This is a genomic window from Tahibacter aquaticus (assembly GCF_004363655.1).
Taxonomy (GTDB): domain Bacteria; phylum Pseudomonadota; class Gammaproteobacteria; order Xanthomonadales; family Rhodanobacteraceae; genus Tahibacter; species Tahibacter aquaticus.
Genome location: NZ_SNZH01000008.1, coordinates 36,923 through 56,629 on the forward strand (window position 1 = coordinate 36,923; position 19,707 = coordinate 56,629).

A 19,707-nucleotide genomic window follows, 5' to 3' on the forward strand; every position below is an offset into this window, starting at 1 on the left:
CGCAGTGGCCTAGTTTCATGCCGTAGAAAAACTTGGGAGAGGCGTATATTCACGCGCCGGCGAGGGACAGCCAAGTGATGCGCCAGCTGCCGTCGCTGCGGCCGCCACTGAGGAAATACGGCTGGAACAGCAGCGGTGCGCGCCCGGCCGGGGCGAGTTCGAGCACGGGTACATCGGTCCAGTCGAGTTCCTGCAGCGCCGCCCCGGCGTCGGCGGGCAGGTGCACGGTTTCCTGGGTCTTGTAGCCGTCGATCAGGCCGGTGGCAAAGGCCAGCGGGCCGCGCGTGACGGCGACGTAGGCGTCGTCCAGTACCTCCTGCTGCACCAGGCTGCCGTCGGGTGCACGCGATTCCTGCACATTGCGGTTGCGCCGTATCTGCAGCCGCGGCTGCAGCGGCAATTGCAGCACGACGACGTCGCCGGTCTGCCATTCCCGCGCGATGCTCAGGTAAGCACCGGCTTGCACGTGGTCGACCGGACGGTTGTTGACGCTGGCCTGCGCTGCCTCGGCCCAGGCTGGAATGCGCAGGCGCAAGGTGAAGGCGCGCGGCATGTCGATGGTGATCTGCACACCTATCGTGCCGGTGTACGGATAGCGCGTGGTCTGGCGCAGTTCCAGGCGGCCGCCGTCGGCGAAGCAGACCTGGCTGGTGCTGGCGCCGTAGAGATCCAGCGTGACCTGGCCGTGCGCGTCGACGCGGCAGAACAGCGCCGGCAGTTCCTCCAGCGCCATGGCGCCGCTGGATTTGCAGCAGCGCCAGTACGTGGTGTGAATACGTTTACCATTGGGGAAAATGTAATAACACCAATTTTCCCCGTCGGGTGCCTGCGCCGCGAGCAGGTCGTTATAGGCCGTGCGTTCGATCTCGTCGGCATGGCGTGGCTGGTCGGACGCCAGCAGCAGTTCGCGGTTGAGCTGCAGCCAGGCCAGGGTAGAGCAGGTTTCCACATAGCCCTGCGGACTGAAGGCACCCGGTGCGTTGAACACCTCGCGCGAGCGGTGCGCGACGCCGCCCCAGGGGCCGCCGCCCAGGCTCAGGTGATGCGTCTGCACGCTGTGCCAGAGCCGCTCCACCGCTTCGCGCCAGTCGTCCCGGCCGCTGGCCTGGCTCAGCTTGGTCAGGCCGACCAAGTTCCACAGCAGCTGGTAGGCCTTGCCGGTGGCGATTTCCGCCGCGTCGGCACCGGCCAGGGCTTTGCGGAGCAGGGCCAGCGCCGGATTCGCATCGGCCTGCTCCAGCACGCGTTCGGCCAGCGCGCGATAGCGCGCGTCGCCGCTGTGCGCATGCAGGGTCATCGCCGCGTCCATCAGCACCGTGGCCGACAGGCCATGGTGATTGCCCAGCTCGCAGATATCCAGCCCGCCCGGGCCGAAGGTGGCGATGCACAGGTCGCCGATGCGCTGCGCCGCGGCCAGATAGGTTTCGCCGCCGAGTACGCGATGCGTTTCGACCAGGCCGAGTATCAGGTACGCATGTACCCAGACATCCCAGGTGCGCAGGCTGGGCGCGCCATCCCAGCTCGGCGGCTTGGGCGGCTGCGGCTGCATGAAGCGGCGCGCGGCGGCATAGGTGCCGAGGTAGCCGTCAGGCTGCTGCTGTGCCAGCAGATAGTCGGCCACGCGGCGCAATGCTGTCTGCAGCACCGCGTCGTTCGAGCGCGCGCAGGCCTTGGCCGCGGCATACAGCCATTTGCCGGCGTGCTCGCCGTACCAGTCGCCTTCGTGGTTGTTTTCGCGATGCGCCGCGCCGAACAGGACGATGGCCGGACTGTCGGGGCCGGCGATGAAATGGCTCAGGCGGCCGCGCAGATTGGCCTCCAGCGCAGCGCCCAGCAGTCCGCCGACGCGGGTTTGCACCGTTGCGTGCTGGCTCATGCGGCGTCGGCCACGCAGCGGAAACCGATCATGCCGCTGCGGTCCCGGCCCGGTGCCATGAGCAGGTACTTGCCGTGCTGGTCCAGCCGCAGTGCCTGTGGGAAGTACCAGTGCGAAGTCTGCGGCTGGTAGGCACTGCCGCCGCGCAGCACCGCGGCGCGGGTGTGCTCGTCGTGGTATTCGTCGGTCCACTGCCAGACGTTGCCGACCAGGTCGAGCAGGCCGAACGGACTGGCCGCCTGCGGATACGCATCGACGTCGGCCGGTGCCGTCAGGTAACGGCCGCGGTTGCGTGGCGGCACGCACGTCTCGTCCCAGGCATTGCCCCAGGGATAACTGCGGCCGTCGCTGCCCTGGGCGGCGTACTGCCATTCCCATTCCCGCGGCAGGCGCTTGCCGGCCCAGCGCGCGTAGGCGCGGGCGTCTTCCAGCGACACCCAGGTGACGGGCTTGTTGTCCCAGCCGGGCGGTGGCGCACCGTCGATCCAGTGCTGCAGAAAGCGCTGTGCATCGGCCGGACGATAGGCGCTGGCCTGCAGGAACGCATGGAACGCGGCGTTGGTCACCGGCGTGCGGTCGATGAAAAAGCGCGGCAGCGCGAGGCGGCGCCGGTGATACCGCCGCGGCGTGGATTCCCAGGCATATTGCACATCGAGGCCGGCCCAGTTCTGCCCCTCCACCTCGATACCGCCGACCGCGAAATCGAACTCGCCGGCGGGAATCTCGATCATGTCCGGCGGCGCCTGCGTGGCCGCCGCTGTGGCTTCCACGGCAACGCAGTGCTGCGGCAAGGGCTGCCAGCGGTCGCTCAGCGACTGCAGCGGCGTCAGGGCGAATTCGCGCATGCGTGCCAGCAGCGGCGCGAGCGCGGCTGCGTCGACATTGGGCTCCAGCGTGAGCACAGCGCCGAAGCCGCGCGCCTCCAGCGCAAACGCCAGCACGGCGCGGCTGCCGTCCAGGCGCGGCTGCAGTTCGAGGCCGTGCCAGAGATCGAAATAGCGCCGGCCGTCCACGTGGCCTACGGCGATCTGCTCGCCGTCGACGGTATATTCGTTGCGATTGATCAGTGTCCACAATGCGCGATCATCGCCCGGGAAACGGCTGGCGAACACGCCGTTGTGCACGGTACGCACATACGGACGCCAGTGCGCGCTGACCAGCAGCGCGGCGCAGGCGCGGCTGACGGTCATGATGCGCTGCAGGCTGGCGGCATCGCGCGGGGTCAGGCCGTTCCAGATGCCCCAGATGTTTTCCCAGGCGTTGTAGCCGATGCCGTTGAAGAAGATGTGCTGCAGATCGTGGTTGCGTTCGCGGCCCCAGCGGTTTTCGTAGTTGATCATGTGGCGCGGTTCCAGCCACTTGAACTTCGCCACCGAGGGAATGAATTCCAGCGGCGCCTTCTTGCCCCAGCTCTGCAGGTTCCAGTTGAGCTGTTCCTCGGCGCTGATGGTGGATTCGGGCTGTACCACCACGCCAATGCCGCGCCGGGCGCAGGCATCGACGAACGCGCGCGGCACGCCGTTGTAGGTATCGCCGTTGATGCCGTCGGCGCCGATGGCGACGAGGATATCGGCGATGGCTTCCCAGTCGGGCTGGCCTTCGGGCCGCGTGCCGTTGTCCCAGGGCATGGTCGGCAGGAAGACCTTGACGCCGCGGCGATGGAAATCGGCGACCGCGCCGCGCAGGCCTTCCAGGCCGCCGGGCAGGCTGCGGGCCAGGTCGAACTGGTTGCGCTCGTCGATACCGATGTTCGGATAGACCGGCCAGACCAGCACGCTGTCGAGGCCACCGTAGCGCGCCTCGACGTCGTCGAGATAGCGGTCGACGGTATAGCAGCCGGCGACGGGGTCGTAGAAATAGCGGTCTTCCACCATCATCTGCGCCTGCACGAGATTGCGCTGCGACCAGGCCAGGTCGTCGCGCCGGTACATCGCGTCGTCGTAGCCGATGCGGATCAGGTGTTCGCGGCGCCAGGCCACCAGCTCGCGGACCCAGTCGTCCGCGCTGCCGTCCACGTCCATCTTCCACTGGCCTATGTCGGCGAAGGGCCAGCCCGGCGCCTTGCCCGGCGTGGGCAGATAGCGCTGTGTCAGTACATGTGAAAACTTGTACTCGGTGCGGACCGGCTGGTCGGGCAGGTCGTAGGGCGACAGGTCGGAACAGTTCATGAGGGACGATTCTCAGGCGCTGCCGCACAGGGCGGCAAGCGTGGCGATGACGGGGTGTTTGCGCTGCGCGCTGCTGGCGCGATGCGCGCGACCGGAGCGCAGGCGTCGCGACTCACGGCACCAGTGCCTGATAGACAAGATTGTAGTAGCGGTGCTGCAGCTTCGGCAGATCGTGCGCGCCGCCGCGCGGCAGGTATTGCAGCAGCAGGATCGCGACCAGGTCTTCCGCCGGGTCGACGGTGTAGTACGTCGATGACGCGCCGGACCAGCCGAACTGGCCGTTCGTGCCGAGCCGGCCGCGCTTTGCCGCGTCGAGCAGTACCGAGCCGCCGAGGCCGAAGCCTTCGCCGTCGGGCAGGCCGGTCACGGACAGGCCGGGTTGTGTGAGGTGGTCGTGCAGCATCAGCTCGACCGTCTTGCGGCCGAGCAGCGGTGTGCCGCGTTCGAGCAGCATCTGGGAAAAGCGCCAGTAGTCCTGCGCAGTCGAATACAAACCGCCGGCGCCGCTGTCGTACGGCGTCAGGCGTGCGCCGGGTTCGCGCGCGCTGATCTGGTCGGCGGGCACGAGGTGGCCGCTGTCGTCGGACGACACGAAGTCGGGCACGCGTCCGCGCGCAGCGGCATCGACAGCGAAGCCAGTGTCGCGCATCTGCAGCGGCACGAACACGCGCTCGCGCAGGAACTGCGCGTACGGCTGCCCGGATACGACTTCGACGAGACGGCCCGCGATGTCCGTGTTGACGCCGTCGTAGCGGAAACGCGTGCCGGGATCGGCGCCGAGCGGCGCGCGAGCGGCGCGCTCGGCGTAGTCGCTCAGGCTCGCCGCCTCGCGCAGGTTCGCCTGTTCGAGCAGGCTCGTCGCGGTTTCGCCGGAGACGGTCGCGAAGCCCGCGGTATGGGTCAGCAAGTGCCGGATTGTGATCGGCCGCGCAGGCTGGCGCAGTTGCGGCGCTGCGGGCGTGCCGCCGGTATACACCTGTACATCGGCGAACGCGGGCAGGTAATTGCCGATCGGGTCGTCGAGGCTGAGCCGGCCCTCTTCGAGCAGCAGCAGCACGGCGACGCTCGCGATGGTTTTGCTCATGGAATAGATGCGGAAGATGGCATCGGTGCGCATCGGCTGCGTGCGGGCGAGATCGCGGTGGCCGTAGGCCCGGTAGTGCACGACCTTGCCGTGTCGCGCGACCAGCGCGACGGCGCCGAGATAGGCGCCGGGGCGCGTCGCTTCGCTCAGGAACGCATCGATGCGTTGCAGGCGCTGCACGGAAAAGCCCTCGACCGTGGGTTCCGGTCGCCTGCCGGTGGCGGGTTTCGCGCGATTCCCGCCTTCGATGTCGGCTGCCGGCAACGATGGGGTCTGCCCTGCGTGCGCGCTCGCCGCCGCAAGGACGGCGAGCCACGCAAACGTGCGCAGGCGACCTACCACGTCAACTCGTGGGTCAGCGAGAACAGGCGGCCGCGGCCGGCCCAGTAATTGCGGAAGCCGGGCACCTGCGACCAGGACAGGGTGTACTGCTTGTTGGTCAGGTTTTCCACGCCGATCGAGAAGCGGCCGTAACGTTCGGTGCGGTAGTTCGCGCTGAGGTCGAACAGCGTATAGCCGTCGGTGTGTTCCACATAGCGGTAGGTCGCAGCATCGAACGCACGCGTGTCGCTGCCGGAAAGATCGCGCGACAGCAGGGTCGTGGAGCCGAGCGTGATGTCGCCGTCGGGTGCAAACTTCCAGCGCAGCGACAGGCCGATCTTGTCCGGATTGACGTCGAGTGCACCCATCGGTTTGTTGAGGCCACCGGCACCGAAGCGGCCGGCCGGATCGGCGCTCCAGAATGAGGTGTTGCCGCGGATGTGCGAGTACAGGCCGGACAGTTTCCAGGCGTCGCTGAGGTTCCAGTCTGCTGTCAGTTCCCAGCCCTTGATGCGCGTCGGTGCGCGGAACAGCACGTAGTCGTTCGTCGCCGGGTCGATCGCGAACGACGTGCCGAAGGCCGAACGCGAGTCGTAGCGCGACATGCTGAAATACGTGCTCTCGCCCTGCCAGTTCAGGCCGAACTCGCGGTTGTCGACGACGACGGGCTGCAGGTCGAACAGGTCGCCGACGGTGACGGGCGGTGCGTCGGGGCAGCCGTTGCCGGGCGAGACGGGGCAGGAGATGTTGCGCAGCGGAATGCCGACGTTGGGCAGGCCGAAGCCTTCGCCGTAGGCCGCAAACGCCGACCAGCCATCGGCAAAGCGCCAGATGCCGCCGATGTTCTTCAGTGTCTCGCCGTATTCGAGTTCGCCGCCGGTGACATTGCGCCGGCCGCGGAACCAGGTCGTGGTGTAGTCCTCCACGTTTAGCTTGCCGTCTTCGCGGCGCACGCCGCCGCTGAAGGTGAACTGGCCGATGTCATAGGACATCTGCACATACGGCGCGACACTGGTGTACTCCATCGGCGGCACCCACAGGCGCTGGGTCAGCGCGAGGCGCTGGTCGGCCTTGTCGCGCACCCAGTCGATGCCGGTACGCAGTTCCAGCCCTGCGACGTTGAACAGATCCGCGCGTGTCCAGCCGGTACGCAGGCCGACCTTGTCGGAATTGATTTCCGACTGGTCCCAGATCAGGCCATCGGGGCCGTTCGGCGGAATCAGCGGGTCCTGGCGGTCCGAGCCGTTTTCCGGCGGATAGCGCATCGCCTGGTCGGCCCAGTAGGCGTTGGCCGAGAAGGTGCCGCCGAACAGATTCGCGTCGCTGTACTGCAGGTTGAACTGCTGAAAATCGTTGAACTCGGCCTTGGTGCCGAAGATATGCCCGCGCTCTGACGTATTCGGCCGCGGGTTCGGACAGGATTCCGCGTCATAGCGGCAGCCGTCGACCTGGATGTAGTTGCCGTTGCCTCTGAGTTCGAAATGGCTGTAGGTTGCCTGCAGGCGTTTCTCGCCGCCTTCGCCGAAATTGTAGCCGCCCTTGAAGAACAGGTTTTTCGCGACCGAGTCGTTGGTCGAGCCGCTCGTGTTCATGCCCAGGCGCACGCCGTCGGCGTCGTAGCCCATGCCGCGGTCGATGATCGATGCGCCGGCGACGAAGTCGTAGTCGTCCTGCTTGTGCTTGAAATTGAGGCCGACTTTCCAGCCGCCACTGTCGTCTTCGAACTGCGTGGAGTAGCGCGTGAGCAGGCGGAATTCGTTGCCTTCCTGCGTCGGCGTCGCCGACAGGTAGTTGATGATGCCGCCCGAGGCGCCGACGCCTTCGGAGGCCGACGGACCGTTGATCACTTCGATGCGGCCGACGATGCCCATGTCGGTGAACGTCGCGTTGCGGCTGCCGTCACGCAGCGGCGAGCCCTGTGGCACACCGTCGAACAGGCGCAGCGCGACGCGGCCGCGCAGCGTTTCGCCGGAATTGCTCAGCGCCTGCGACGACTCGGCATAGCCCGGCACGGTGCGCGCGAGCACGGCGGTCGCGTCGTCGGTCTGGGTCAGCGTGCGCTGGATTTCGATCGGCGTGACGACGGTGATCGCGCCGGGAATCTTGTCGACAGCCTTGGCGCTGCGCGTGCCGGTGGTGACGGTGACCGTATCGAGTTTCTGCGCATCGGCGCGGTTCGGGTTTTTCTTTTTTGCCGCGCTGCTGTCATCCGCCGCGGTGTCCTGCGCAGCGCTGGCGTTAGCGGCGCTGGTGTCGGCAGCGGTGTCGGCCGTGGCAGCGTCCTCGGCCCAGGCATTGCAGGCGACGGCGATGGCCAGCGCCAGACAGGCACGGCTTACACGTACTGGTGTTTTCATGCATATCCCCCCGAAATTCTGACGGCGCGGCGCGGCAGCTTGTCTGCGCCGGACGCCGGCCTGCAGCAAACGAAGCTGTTTGCTGCGCGGCCGACGCGACCGGACCGGCGGCTGCCGGGCGGATGGCAGTCTGTGCGGGGGCGGGACGGAATCCCATGGCCGGGGTCTATGTTCAGGCTCAAGAATTTATTGCTTGTCGCTGCATTGCAACGCGAGCCTGCTGCAGGAATACGCGCACCAGGCGCAGGCGGATCGTCGAACGCGACCAGACCGCACCGATGCGGCGCGAATCGAACGCGATAGGCACCGGCAGGCGCAGCAGGCGCAGGCCTGCGGGCCAGGGGCGTGCCCAGTCGGGCACCAGCGATACGCCGAGTCCGCGGTCGACCATCACCGCAATGGCGTGCAGCGCATTCAGTTCGAAGCGCTCGTGCGGCACGATCTGCGCCATGCGCAGGTATTCGTCGGCCAGGCGCCCGCCCCATTGATTGCGGTCGTAGCGGATCAGCGGCTGGGTGGCGAGCAGTTCGTGCGGATCGTGACTGGCGGCGTTTTCCGGCGCGATGACGATCAGCGGTTCTTCGCGCAGCAGTTGCCAGTCGCAGGTCTTGGGCAGGACGTAAGGCGCCTGCAGCACGATGGCCGCGTCGAGTTCGGCGTTTTCCACGGCGCGGTAGAGGTCGGCCGAATAGCCCGGCTGGATGAACACTTTCAGGTGTGGAAAAGTTTCCACGAGCAGCGCGAGGATGTCCGGCAGCATGCCCGACATCGCGGTTGGACAGGCGCCCAGGCGCAGTTCGCCGGCGATCGACTCGTCGTTGGCCACCGCGCGCAATTCGCCGATATCGCGCAACAGGTCGCGCGAGCGCTGCAGCATGCGCGCGCCGGCCTCGGTCACGCTGACGGTGCGGCCGACGCGCGCAATCAGGCTGGTACCGATCTCGCGCTCCAGTGTGCGTATCTGCTGCGCAACCGCTGCCGGCGTGATGTTGAGCAGGCGTGCCGCCGCTGCCATGGAGCCATGGTCGGCGACTGCTACATAGGTTTTCAGGAACTCGCTATCCACGGTGCCTCCACTGCGAGGCCGAGGCTACACCACGGCGGCGCCGCGCCGGAGCGTGCAGTGCCGCCGGCAACGTCAGGAATTGTTGCGGGGGACGTCGCGATAGATAGTCAGGCCATCGAGCGAGCGCGCCGGCGCTGGAAAAAACAGGCTGGCGATGTAGCCGATCACGATGCACAGCATGATCGAGATCGCCAGGTAGAAATACGGATGCACCAGGCGCATCCACCAGGCGACCAGGGTCAGCGCGATGCTGGCGGCGACGCCGATGGCGACGCCGGGCGAATTGGCGCGGCGCGTGAACATGCCCAGGGTATACGCACCGGCGAAGCCGCCGCCGAGCAGCCCGGCCAGTTCGATCGACACATCGAACAGCGAGCGGATGTCGAAACGCGACAGCACCAGCGCAACGGCGATACCGACCAGGCCCGTCGCCACGGTGGCGATTTCGGCGAACAGCACGCTTTTCTTCGGCGTCGGGTTTTTCGCCAGCTTCTCGTAGAAATCGACCGAGGCCAGCGTCGCCACGCTGTTCATGATCGATGACAGCGTAGCCATGGCGGCGGCGAAGATGCCGGCGATGATCATGCCGGTCACGCCCATGGGCAGTTCGGCGGCGATGAACAACGGAAACGTCGCGTCGATGGGCAGCAGCGGGTCCAGCCGTTCCGGATGCGTCTTGTAGTAGGCGAACAACGCCGTGCCGATGGAATAGAAGATGATGCCGCCGGGAATCATGATCGCGGCAAACGCCCAGATCGAGCGGCCGGCTTCCTTGTCCGACTTGGTCGACAGCGTGCGCTGCATCAGCACCTGGTCTTTGGGAAACGTCAGCACCACGTCGAATACGACCAGGAAGATGAAGCCCCAGACCGTGGCCTTGGTCAGGTCGAAACTGAAATCGAGCAGATGCGTCTTGTCGTCCGCCGCGGCGATGGCGGCGAATTCGCCGAAGCCGCCCTTGAGATGCCAGATGATGAAACCGATGGCGAAGACCGCACCGCCCATCTTGACGATGACCTGTACCACGTCGGTCCAGATCACCGCCTTCATGCCGCCCATCGCGGTGTAGACGATGGTGAAGCCGCCCATGATCAGCACGCTCCAGACCACGTCGATGCCGGTGATCGTGGCGATGGCCAGCGCGGGCAGGAACAGGATCACGCTCATGCGGCTGCCGATCTGCATGACGATGCACAGCGCGCTGGCGAACATGCGTATCGCCGGGTGGAAGCGCGTTTCCAGATACGAGAACACCGACATCAGGTCGAGCCGGCGCAGCAGCGGCACGATGTACACGCCGACGAATACCAGGCCCAGCACGGCGATGAGGTTGTTGGTCAGGTACTGCCAGTTGGTCTCGAAGGACTTGGCGGGAATGGCGATGAAACTGATCGAACTGGTGTTCGCGGCGTACAGGCTCAGCCCGGCGGCCCAGAAGGGAATCTTGCGCCCGCCGACGAAGAAGTCCGAGGTCGAGTTGCGTTTCTCGCGCAGGTAGAAATACAGGCCCATGCCGACCATCGCGGCGAGATAGACGACGATGACGATCCAGTCCAGCCAGCGCAGCAGCAGCTTGCCCGACTGCGGCTGCGCATAGGCGAATGTGCTGCGGCCTGCGCCGGTGTCGAGCTGCCAGGCAATGCCGTTGTTCCAGCGCGTGGCGGCAATTGCGCCGGCGGTCGCGGTTTGCGGCAAGGCCGCCCAGGCTGAAGTGATGGTGTGATAGCTCATCAGTTGCGGGCCTGCGGGCTGCCCGGACTCGACCAGGAACAGCAGATGCGCCTGGCCCAGCGCGCGCGCCGATCCCGCCACGATGCGGCCGGGCAATGGCGGTTTTTCGATCCAGCCGCTTTCGGCATTCCAGCGCAACAGCTGGTCGGCGCCCGACGCAGTGCGCAGCACGGCGTACAGCGCGCCGGCCTGGGCGATCAGCGCGACGGGTGTGCCCGCCTGCGACCAGACCGCCGCGGTCTGCCACTGCGCATCGGCCGGCAGCGGCACGGCGATGCGCCAGAGCTGCGGCACGGCATCGCTGATGCCGGCTACATACAGATAGCCACCAATCGCCGCGCCCTGCGCATCGCTGAGCGCCAGCGGCAGCCGCGGCAGTTCGTTGCTGCCGACCTGCGCGCCGGCCAGGGTCAGTTCAATTACCTGTTGGGTTGCCTCGCGGCCGGCGAACAGATAGGTCTGGCGGCCGTCGCTTGCCATGCCTCGCACTGGCGCTGGCGGTGACCACGCGGCCTTGCTCCAGTGCGCGGCATCCGGCGCGAGCAGCCAGGTGCCGTCGTCGGCAAACGCGAGCAGGCTGCCGTCGATCGACACCAGTTGTCGCGATTGCGCCGGCAGTGCCGGCAGCGAGCCCGCATCGACGCTGACCAGACTTTCCGCGGTGGCGGCGAACGCCGCGAAGGCGAGCAAGACGGCGAATGCAGCCCGCGTCAGCGTTGCAGGGATACCCCTCACGCTGTGCTCCGTTCGCGCTGCGCCGCGGCAACGATGCCCTGGGCGCGGCGCAGGAACGGTGCATCGACCATGCGTCCGTCGACGACGAAGGCGCCGGCACCGCGCCGGGCGGCGTCGTCTGCTGCGGCGACGATGCGTTGCGCGGCGGCCAGTTCCGCCGGGCTGGCGCGGAATACGTCGTTGGCCAGGGCGACCTGGCTGGGGTGGATGCAGGTCTTGCCGCAATAGCCCAGGCGCCGTGCCATCTCGGCTTCGGCGCGGTAGCCGTCGCTGTCGCGCAGATCGGCGAAGGCCGCATCGCAGGCGAACACGCCGGCTTCCGCCGCGGCCATGCGCATGCCGAACATGGCCGCGTGCACGTTGGCATTGTCGCGCCGGGCAATGCCGGGCGGCTCGAACAGATCGCCCAGGCCGAGCTGCAGGCCCGCCACGCGGTGATGCGCCGCGGCAATCGCCGCAGCCTCGCGCAGTCCGCGCGGCGTTTCGATATTCAGCAGCAGGGCTGCCGTTGCGGTCACGCCGTGCCTGGCCTCGGCCGCCTCCAGGGCCGCGACGGCATCGCGTACCGCCTGCGCCGATTCGGCCTTGGGCAAATTGATCATGTCGGCGCCTGCATTGGCGATGGCGGCCAGATCATCGGCGAAATGCACCGAGTCCGCCGCATTGATGCGCACGATCAGCAGTTTTCCGCTGTCCCGCGCCGCGGCACTGCGCAGAAACGCGGCCACGGCCTCGCGTGCGGCCGCCTTGCCGTCGGCGGGCACGGCATCTTCCAGGTCGAACGAGATCGCATCTGCCTCGCCGGCCAGTGCCTTGGCGAAGAGTTCCGGACGGCTGCCCGGGACAAACAGTTTGCTACGCATGCAGGGTTTCCTCGATGCGCGCAGTGTCGGGCAATCGCCGCGCGGGAAAACGCGCGGGCAGCGGGTTTCAGACGATAGATTTTTTTGCGATTGAGGTGTTGCGGTGCAGCGAAGCGGATGCGCTGCAGCGACGGCTCAGTGCTTCTGTTTCGTTGCCGGCACTAGAATCGGCGGCTGTTTGATTCCGCCGCCCCTGGTTGCTGGCAGGATTGCTGCCGCCGGTCGAACGGTAACGGAAAATATTCCGCAAAGTAGCAATTGACAAAAATCTCTGTTGTCGGTGGAGTTTCCGGCTTGCGCCGGAAAGCCGCGCGGCAAGAAGGTGGTCCCAGTCGAGGTATAAGTCATGGATAGCGCTACCCCCGCGCGCCTGCATGTACTGCTCGCCCGCGACGCGCCGCACGCGGTGGTCATTCGCCGCGGACCGAGCAAGCACACCGCCGTGATCGGCTGGAATCGCGAAACCGACACCTTCAGCCTGGGCCAGTGGCTGCGTGGCCGCATCTACGAGCGGCGCTGCGATCTTTCGCCCGACGGCGAGCACTTCCTCTATTTCGCGATGAACGGCAAGTGGGCGTCGAGCGTGAAAGGTTCCTGGACGGCGATTTCGCGCGCGCCGTATCTGAAGGCGATCACGCTGTTCGCCAAGGGCGATTGCTGGAACGGCGGCGGACTGTTCCGCTACAACCACAGCTATCGGCTCAACGAAGGCCTGTATGCGCATGCGCTGCAGTGGCAGGACGCCAGTCTGCGCCGTGTCGACGACGCAGACTGGCAGCGCCAGCCCGGCGAATGTCCCGGCATCTACTACGAGCGGCTGGCCCGCGACGGCTGGATCGCCGGCGTTGCTTATGGCGACGGCAGCGGTGGCGGTGTACTGCCGTTCGACAAGCCGATTTCGGACCGCTGGCTGCTGCGCAAGTACGCGCATGCGGGTCCGGCGCGTCACGCCGGTCGCGGCTGCTATTTCGACACGCATGCGCTGGTCGATAGGCGCGAGGGCACGACGATCGCGAAGGACGCGTGGGAGTGGGCCGATGTGGACCGTGGCCGACTGGTGTGGGCGGCGAACGGAATACTCGGAACGACGCGCATCGACACCGAGGGAGAGCCCGGCGCGGACACGCTGCTGCACGATTTCAATGCAATGAAGTTCGAGCGGTTGGTGGCGCCGTATTGACGTGCATGCGATGTGGCGCGCCGGCTCCGTGCTGCGCGGCGTCGTGCCGTTGCCGGCGTCCCTCGATGCCCCGCATCGCGTCCACCTTCGCTGCGCGCGGCTCTCGTACAGCCCGGCCATCGTTGTTGCGCCGCGGCACTTGCGCTTGACCGTTGCCGCCGTCGCTGCGCCGCTTTGCAGCAAAGCCCGCCGTGAGCCCTGTGGTATATTCGCCGCCCGCATTTTTTCCTTGCGCAGCAAGCGTTTCCGGCGCACATCACCCTATGGTCACCATGTCCAACGCTGACGAACTGAAGAAAGCCGCTCTCGAATATCACCGTGCGTCGCCGCCGGGCAAGATCAAGGTAGTCGCGACCAAACCGATGCTGACCCAGCGCGATCTGGCGCTGGCCTATTCGCCCGGCGTAGCGGCGGCCTGCGAGGCCATCGTCGAAGACCCGCGCGAGGTTTCCACCGTCACTGCCCGCGGCAACCTGGTCGCGGTGATCACCAACGGCACTGCGGTACTGGGCCTGGGGCCAATCGGTCCGCTGGCGGCCAAGCCGGTGATGGAAGGCAAGGGCGTGCTGTTCCAGAAGTTCGCCGGCATCGACGTGTTCGACATCGAGATCAACGAACTCGACCCGGACAAGCTGGTCGACATCATCGCCAGCCTTGAGCCCACCTTCGGCGGCATCAACCTCGAAGATATCAAGGCGCCGGAGTGCTTCACGGTCGAGCGCAAATTGCGCGAAAGGGTAAAAATACCGGTTTTCCACGATGACCAGCACGGCACCGCGATCATCGTCGGCTCGGCCGTGATCAATGCGCTGAAAGTGGTCGGCAAGGATATCGGCAAGGTCAAGCTGGCCGCTTCCGGCGCCGGCGCCGCCGGCATCGCCTGCCTGGACATGCTGGTGCAGCTGGGCGTGAAGCCCGAGAACATCACCGTGGCCGACCGTTTCGGCGTGGTGTTCACCGGCCGCACCGAGGACATGGACGACGACAAGTCGCGCTATGCCCGAGATACCGCGGCGCGCACGCTGGCGGAGATCGTCGTCGGTGCGGACATTTTCCTCGGCCTGTCCGCTGGCGGCGTGCTCAAGCCCGAGATGGTCGCCACCATGGGCAGCCGGCCCATCATCCTGGCGCTGGCCAATCCGAATCCGGAAATCCTGCCGGAACACGCCAAGGCGGTGCGGCCAGACGCCATCATCGCGACCGGGCGTTCGGACTATCCGAACCAGGTGAACAACGCGCTGTGCTTCCCGTATATCTTCCGCGGTGCGCTGGACGTGGGTGCTACCACGATCAACGAAGCGATGAAGGTCGCCTGCGTGCATTCCATCGCCGCGCTGGCGCGGCGCGAGGTCAGCGACGTGGCGGCGCGCGCCTACGGCGGCAAGCCGCTGTCGTTCGGGCCGGATTACCTGATTCCGCAGCCGTTCGATCCGCGCCTGCTGGTGGAACTCGCCCCGGCCGTGGCGAATGCGGCGACGATTTCCGGCGTGGCCACGCGGCCCATCGCCGACCTGAATGCGTACCGCGAGAAACTGACCAGCTTCGTGTTCCGCACTGGCCTGATCATGAAGCCGGTGTTCGACCGGGCCAAGTCCGATCCCAAGCGCGTGGTCTACGCCGAAGGCGAGGAAGAAACCGTGCTGCGGGCGATACAGGTCGTCGTCGACGAGGGCTTCTGCCGCCCCATCCTGATCGGCCGCCCGGACGTGATCGAGAAGCGCATCCAGCGCATCGGCCTGCGCCTGCAGCCGGGCGTGGATTTCGAGATGTGCAATATCAACGACGATCCGCGTTTCAACGACTACTGGCAGCACTACCACCGCATCATGGAACGCCGTGGCGTTTCGCCGGCGCTGGCGAAAGCCGTGGTGCGCTCGCGCTCCACCGTGATCGCGTCGCTGATGGTCGAGCGCGGCGAAGCCGATGCGCTGATCTGCGGCGTGGTCGGCCGCTACGCCAAGAAGCTGACCTACCTGCGCGACATCATCGGCCTGGACCAGGGAGTGCAGCAGCCCTCGGCCATGTCGGCGGTGTTCAACGACAAAGGCGTGTTCTTCTTTCTCGACACGCACGTACAGCACGATCCCTGCGCCGAGGAAATCGCCGAGGCCACCTTGCAGGCGGCGATCCGCCTCAAGCTGTTCGGCATCCACCCGAAGATTGCGCTGCTGTCGCACAGCAATTTCGGCAGTTCCGAATCGCCCAGCTCGTGCAAGATGCGCAAGGTGCTGCAGATCCTGCGCGAGCGCGCGCCCAAGCTGGAAGTGGAAGGCGAGATGCAGGCCGATGCGGCGCTGATTCCCGAGATCCGCGAGCGTCTTTTCCCCAATTCCAAGTTGGCCGGTAGTGCCAATGTGTTCGTATTTCCCAACCTTGACTCGGCCAACATCAGCTTCAACATGCTGCGCGCGATGACCGACGGCGTGGTGCTGGGTCCTATCCTGATGGGCGTGGCCAAACCGGCGCATGTGCTGACCCCGTCGGCGACTGTGCGGCGCGTGGTCAACATGACCGCGATCGCGACCGTGGAAGCGCAGATCCGCGGCCAGGGCCGTTTCCCGGGCGCTGCCGCGGCGCAGGGCTGAGCCCCGGCAAAACGTGGCGGCGGCGGCCGCCCCGGACAGCACACCGAGCCGGCCCCGCGCCGGCTTTTTGTTGCCTGCCGCGTCGCGGTGCGCACCGGCTCGCCGTCCGGCTGGCCACAGCCCGCCCATGCCCAGGGTCGTGCCCGGCCGTATACGGCACCGTGCGGCAACTGTCGCTAAATCTACTTGTCATTAAATAACATCGACTTGGCGAAGGTTCTTCAGGCCGGGGCGCTGTCCGCGGCGACGGATCGTAGAAATTTCATGTCCGCCAATGATCTCCAGTCTTGATGATATGGAAAAATTATGTAGAGTGTTTAGTTGCTGTTTATACAAACAGCATTAACCCAATGGGGACAACGCATGAAAAAGTTTGTCGTTCGCGAAGTCGAAACCGTCAAGACTACGTCCGCGATGTACGAATGCCGTATGTGCTTCCCGGATTGGTACTGCGACATCATCGAAGGCCCGCAGGTACCCGGCGACGGTTTCTGAGGTCGTGCGATGCGGAGGACGGGCTTGCCCGTCCTCTTTTCGTGGTTCCGCCAACGGATATGTCCATGCAGGATTCGGCGCCGCAAGTGCTTGCGTATTCCGTCCAGCCGGACGGCGACGATTTCATCATCGGCTCGGTCGCGCGCGGTTCGTTCCTGTCGGTACCGGCCGAGGTGGTGGAAATCCTGCGCGCGTTCGAGGCCGGTCACGGTCCGGAACAAGTGCGCCGGGACTATCTGCAAAAGCACGGCGAGACGCCGGATCTCGACGACCTGGTGCAGGTGCTGACTGCCCACGGCATCCTGGCTGATCCCGCTGCGGCAGGCGTTGCCGATGCCGCACCGGCAAAGCCGGCGAAGCGCTATCACTTCGAATGGATCACGCCGCCGGTCGCGCGGCTGGTCTGGAACCGCTACACGCTGGGCCTGATGGCGCTGACTGTCGCCGCGGCCCTGCTGGTGCTGCTGTGGCAGCCCGCGCTGTTGCCGGGCTGGCGCGCGTTCTATTTCCCCCAGGACACAGCCAGCCAGGTGCTGGGCCTGATGCTGCTGGGCATGGCGTCCACCTTTCTCCACGAAATGGGCCATCTCACGGCGGCGCGCGCGGCCGGCGTGTCCTGCCGCTTCAGCATCGGCAACCAGCTCTGGTTCGTGGTCTGGTATACGGAAATGAACGGCATCTGGGCGCTGCCGCGCAATCGCCGCTACCTGCCGATACTGGCCGGGCCGCTGGTCGATCTGGTTTCGGCGGCGCTGATCGTGCTGCTGCTGGCCGCCGCCGCGCACTATGCCTGGCCGCTGCCGGCCTTGACGCGGAACATCCTCTCGGCGCTGCTGTTTCTCTACATCGTGCGCATCATCTGGCAGTGCTACTTTTTCGTTCGTACCGATTTCTACTATGCATTCTCCAACCTGCTCGGCTGCAAGCGCCTGATGCAGGACACGGAAGACTGGCTGCGCAACCGCTGGGCGCGGCTGCGGGGCAGGGCGGAAAAAGTGGACCAGGCTGGCCTGCCCGCACACGAGCGGCGCATGCTGCCCGGCTATGCGGCGATCTGGCTGCTCGGCCGCAGCGTGGCCCTTAGCATGCTGTTGTTCGTGCAGCTGCCCCTGCTGCTGAGCTACCTGCTGTTGTTGTTCGAATCGACCACGGCACCTGCCGGCAGCCAGGGCTCCAGCGCCAGTGCGCTGCTGGCCGGCCTGCTGTTCAGCACCTTGCTGCTCGCCGGCCTGGCGATGTGGGTGCGCCAACTGATGCTGCGCAAAGGATAAGCCGATGTCTGCACGCTTCGCCCTGCCCGAACTGACCCTGCCTGCCACGGGCCCAGGCACGCTGACGATTGCAGCCGCCGCTGCCGGCGATGCGCGCGATAGCTGGCTGCGCGCTGCCGTCGCCCAGGCCGCGCCAGCGGCGGCGGTGCATCATCTGGACTGTCGCCTGCGCCTGGGCGGTCCCTGGGCCGGACTGGCCGACTATCTGCAGGCGCTGCTGCCGCAGATCGACGCGGCCGCGCCAGACCTGCTGCAGCGGCATCGCTACGAACTGGCCCAGGCCGTGCCGTCGCTGCGCTCGCGCTTTCCCTTGAGCGAGGCCAGCCTGACCGACGCCTCGCCGGTAAAGGAGCGCGTGCGCAGCTATCCGGTCGATCGCGCCTATCGCCTGCTGCACGGCCTGATCGAACTGCTGGACGAATGGCTGCCCCAGGCCGGCCGGCGCCAGGTGCTGGTGCTGCATCATTTCGACGAAACCAGTCTGCTGATGCGGCGCTTCTTCCACGATCTGGTTCGGCGGCGCCTGGCCGCACTGCCGCTGGACCTGGTGGTCGCGGTCGCGCCGGCGAATGCCCTCGACGTCGCCGCGAAATTCGACGCCGGCACGCTGCAGCACATCGAGGCGGCGCTTGCGCCCGGTAGCGCCGCGCCGGACATGGCAGCCTTGCGCGCACAGGCGCAGGCACTGGAAGAACAGGTCAACCGCGCCATGGGCCGCGCCGACAATCTGCTGCCGCGCCTGATCGATCTGCTCGACAGCCTGGGCGAGCATGCCCAGGCCCAGCGCTGGCGCTCGGCCACGCTGGCGCTGTACAACCATTACGGCCTGTACGAGGACGCGCTGTTCTTCGGCGAACCGATCCTGGCCGACCTGGACGAGATCGACCAGGGCGAGCGCCGCTTTGGCCGCTGGAACATTGTCTCGGGCCTGTTCAATGCCTATGCGGCCCTCGGCCGCCCGGAAGATGCGCTGGCCGTGGTGCGCGACGAGGCCATGGCCAAGATCAGCGAGCCGAATGATCTGATCAGCATCTACTACACCATGGCCATGCTGTATTGCCGCTTCCTGCCCCGGCGCGATTTCGCCCTGGCCGAGGAATACCTGCACAAGTCGATGGCGCTGATCGACGTAGTCACCTTGCCTGAGGCGGAGAAGCACTACCTCGCCGTGTTCAATCTCAACGGCGTGGCTTTCATCCGCTTCCAGCAGGGGCGTATCGCCGAGGCGGCGGAACTGTGCCGCGAAGGCTACGAGCGGCTGGAAAAACACCTGGGTGCGAGCGAGTACCGCCTGCACCGCTCTGTTCTTCTATACAACATTGCACAGGTGTATTCGGCAACACGCGCCTACGACGAGGCGATTGCCTACTACAGCCAGGCGATGGAGCTGGACCCGCGCTATTCCGAGTACTACAACGAGCGCGGCGGCGTGTATCTGAAAGTCGGCCGGCTCGACGAGGCGGTACGCGATTTCCACGAGGCCATCCGCCTGAGCGCACCGTATTTCGAGGTGTGGACCAACCTCGGCCAGGCCTACCGGCGCATGGGCAATGCGACAGCGGCCGTCGAGGCGTACAGCCACGCGCTGGACATAGAGCCGGCCGCGGCGCTGGCGCGCATAGGCCGTGCCGAAGCCCATGCGCAGCTCGGCCAGGTCGATGCGGCATTGGCCGACTACGGCATTGCCCTGACGCGCGATCCGGCCGATGCCCAGCTCTGGTCCAACCGCGCCGTGCTGCTATACGAGGCCGGTCGCGTGACCGAGTCCCTGCACGATCTGGACGAAGCGGTGCAGCGCGCGCCGAGCCTGCCCGACCTGTACGAAAACCGCGCGATCGCGCTGGCTTCGCTGCAGCGGCACGAGGAGGCGCAGCGCGACCGCGACTACGCTTTGCATTTGCAGGCGGCGGCTGCCTGAGTCGGTCGCGACGACGCTGCGGGCAACGGCCAGGCCGAGCCTCGTCGCGGCGGCGAA

The 19,707-nt window shown here is 66.5% G+C and carries 12 protein-coding genes; 5 read left to right on the top strand and 7 right to left on the bottom strand.

The window, feature by feature from the left end:
- Positions 1-49: 49 nt before the first annotated feature.
- The 7 genes from DFR29_RS14120 to DFR29_RS14150 all read right to left on the bottom strand — a co-directional run bounded on the left by DFR29_RS14120 (position 50) and on the right by DFR29_RS14150 (position 12,201).
- On the bottom strand, positions 50-1,876 hold the full coding sequence (locus DFR29_RS14120; protein ID WP_133819266.1) for a glycoside hydrolase family 127 protein: 1,827 nt from the start codon (positions 1,874-1,876) through the stop codon (positions 50-52).
- On the bottom strand, positions 1,873-4,044 hold the full coding sequence (locus DFR29_RS14125; protein ID WP_133819267.1) for an SUMF1/EgtB/PvdO family nonheme iron enzyme: 2,172 nt from the start codon (positions 4,042-4,044) through the stop codon (positions 1,873-1,875). The genes DFR29_RS14120 and DFR29_RS14125 overlap by 4 nt, the downstream gene beginning before the upstream one ends.
- A 112-nt stretch (positions 4,045-4,156) precedes the next feature.
- Positions 4,157-5,308 (bottom strand): serine hydrolase domain-containing protein, encoded by a 1,152-nt coding sequence (locus DFR29_RS14130; protein ID WP_166654086.1) that lies wholly within the window; start codon positions 5,306-5,308, stop codon positions 4,157-4,159.
- A gap of 155 nt (positions 5,309-5,463) precedes the next feature.
- The gene (locus DFR29_RS14135; RefSeq protein ID WP_133819269.1) at positions 5,464-7,806 is read right to left on the bottom strand and encodes a TonB-dependent receptor; all 2,343 of its coding nucleotides are present in this window, start codon (positions 7,804-7,806) and stop codon (positions 5,464-5,466) included.
- 178 nt (positions 7,807-7,984) lie between these two features.
- Entirely contained in the window at positions 7,985-8,872 is an 888-nt protein-coding gene (locus DFR29_RS14140; RefSeq protein ID WP_133819270.1) for a LysR family transcriptional regulator, read from the bottom strand.
- Positions 8,873-8,944: 72 nt separating this feature from the next.
- Positions 8,945-11,338 carry a sodium:solute symporter gene (locus tag DFR29_RS14145; protein ID WP_133819271.1) on the bottom strand — a complete coding sequence of 798 codons (2,394 nt, stop codon included), beginning with the start codon at positions 11,336-11,338 and terminating at the stop codon, positions 8,945-8,947.
- Positions 11,335-12,201, bottom strand: a complete 867-nt coding sequence (locus DFR29_RS14150) for an HpcH/HpaI aldolase/citrate lyase family protein (RefSeq protein WP_133819272.1) — start codon at positions 12,199-12,201, stop codon at positions 11,335-11,337. The genes DFR29_RS14145 and DFR29_RS14150 overlap by 4 nt, the downstream gene beginning before the upstream one ends.
- A 346-nt stretch (positions 12,202-12,547) precedes the next feature.
- Here DFR29_RS14150 and DFR29_RS14155 point away from each other — a divergent pair, with 346 nt between their 5' ends.
- The 5 genes from DFR29_RS14155 (at position 12,548) to DFR29_RS14170 (ending at position 19,650) form a co-directional block, all read left to right on the top strand.
- A complete protein-coding gene (locus DFR29_RS14155) occupies positions 12,548-13,381 on the top strand; it encodes a hypothetical protein (RefSeq protein ID WP_133819273.1) in 834 nt (277 codons plus the stop codon).
- A 272-nt stretch (positions 13,382-13,653) separates the two neighbouring features.
- A complete protein-coding gene (locus DFR29_RS14160; RefSeq protein ID WP_133819274.1) occupies positions 13,654-15,966 on the top strand; it encodes an NADP-dependent malic enzyme in 2,313 nt (770 codons plus the stop codon).
- A gap of 363 nt (positions 15,967-16,329) precedes the next feature.
- Positions 16,330-16,461, top strand: a complete 132-nt coding sequence (locus DFR29_RS30330) for a hypothetical protein (protein ID WP_279571519.1) — start codon at positions 16,330-16,332, stop codon at positions 16,459-16,461.
- A 65-nt stretch (positions 16,462-16,526) separates the two neighbouring features.
- The gene (locus DFR29_RS14165) at positions 16,527-17,732 is read left to right on the top strand and encodes a zinc metalloprotease (RefSeq protein ID WP_133819275.1); all 1,206 of its coding nucleotides are present in this window, start codon (positions 16,527-16,529) and stop codon (positions 17,730-17,732) included.
- 4 nt (positions 17,733-17,736) lie between these two features.
- Entirely contained in the window at positions 17,737-19,650 is a 1,914-nt protein-coding gene (locus DFR29_RS14170; RefSeq protein ID WP_133819276.1) for a tetratricopeptide repeat protein, read from the top strand.
- Positions 19,651-19,707 lie beyond the last annotated feature (57 nt).

Bases quoted from the DNA above. Each gene is read 5' to 3' on its own strand.
- DFR29_RS14120 (WP_133819266.1), bottom strand. From the start codon at position 1,876: ATGAGCCAGCACGCAACGGTGCAAACCCGCGTCGGCGGACTGCTGGGC.
- DFR29_RS14125 (WP_133819267.1), bottom strand. From the start codon at position 4,044: ATGAACTGTTCCGACCTGTCGCCCTACGACCTGCCCGACCAGCCGGTC.
- DFR29_RS14135 (WP_133819269.1), bottom strand. From the start codon at position 7,806: ATGAAAACACCAGTACGTGTAAGCCGTGCCTGTCTGGCGCTGGCCATC.
- DFR29_RS14150 (WP_133819272.1), bottom strand. From the start codon at position 12,201: ATGCGTAGCAAACTGTTTGTCCCGGGCAGCCGTCCGGAACTCTTCGCC.
- DFR29_RS14155 (WP_133819273.1), top strand. From the start codon at position 12,548: ATGGATAGCGCTACCCCCGCGCGCCTGCATGTACTGCTCGCCCGCGAC.
- DFR29_RS14160 (WP_133819274.1), top strand. From the start codon at position 13,654: ATGTCCAACGCTGACGAACTGAAGAAAGCCGCTCTCGAATATCACCGT.
- DFR29_RS30330 (WP_279571519.1), top strand. From the start codon at position 16,330: ATGAAAAAGTTTGTCGTTCGCGAAGTCGAAACCGTCAAGACTACGTCC.
- DFR29_RS14165 (WP_133819275.1), top strand. From the start codon at position 16,527: ATGCAGGATTCGGCGCCGCAAGTGCTTGCGTATTCCGTCCAGCCGGAC.
- DFR29_RS14170 (WP_133819276.1), top strand. From the start codon at position 17,737: ATGTCTGCACGCTTCGCCCTGCCCGAACTGACCCTGCCTGCCACGGGC.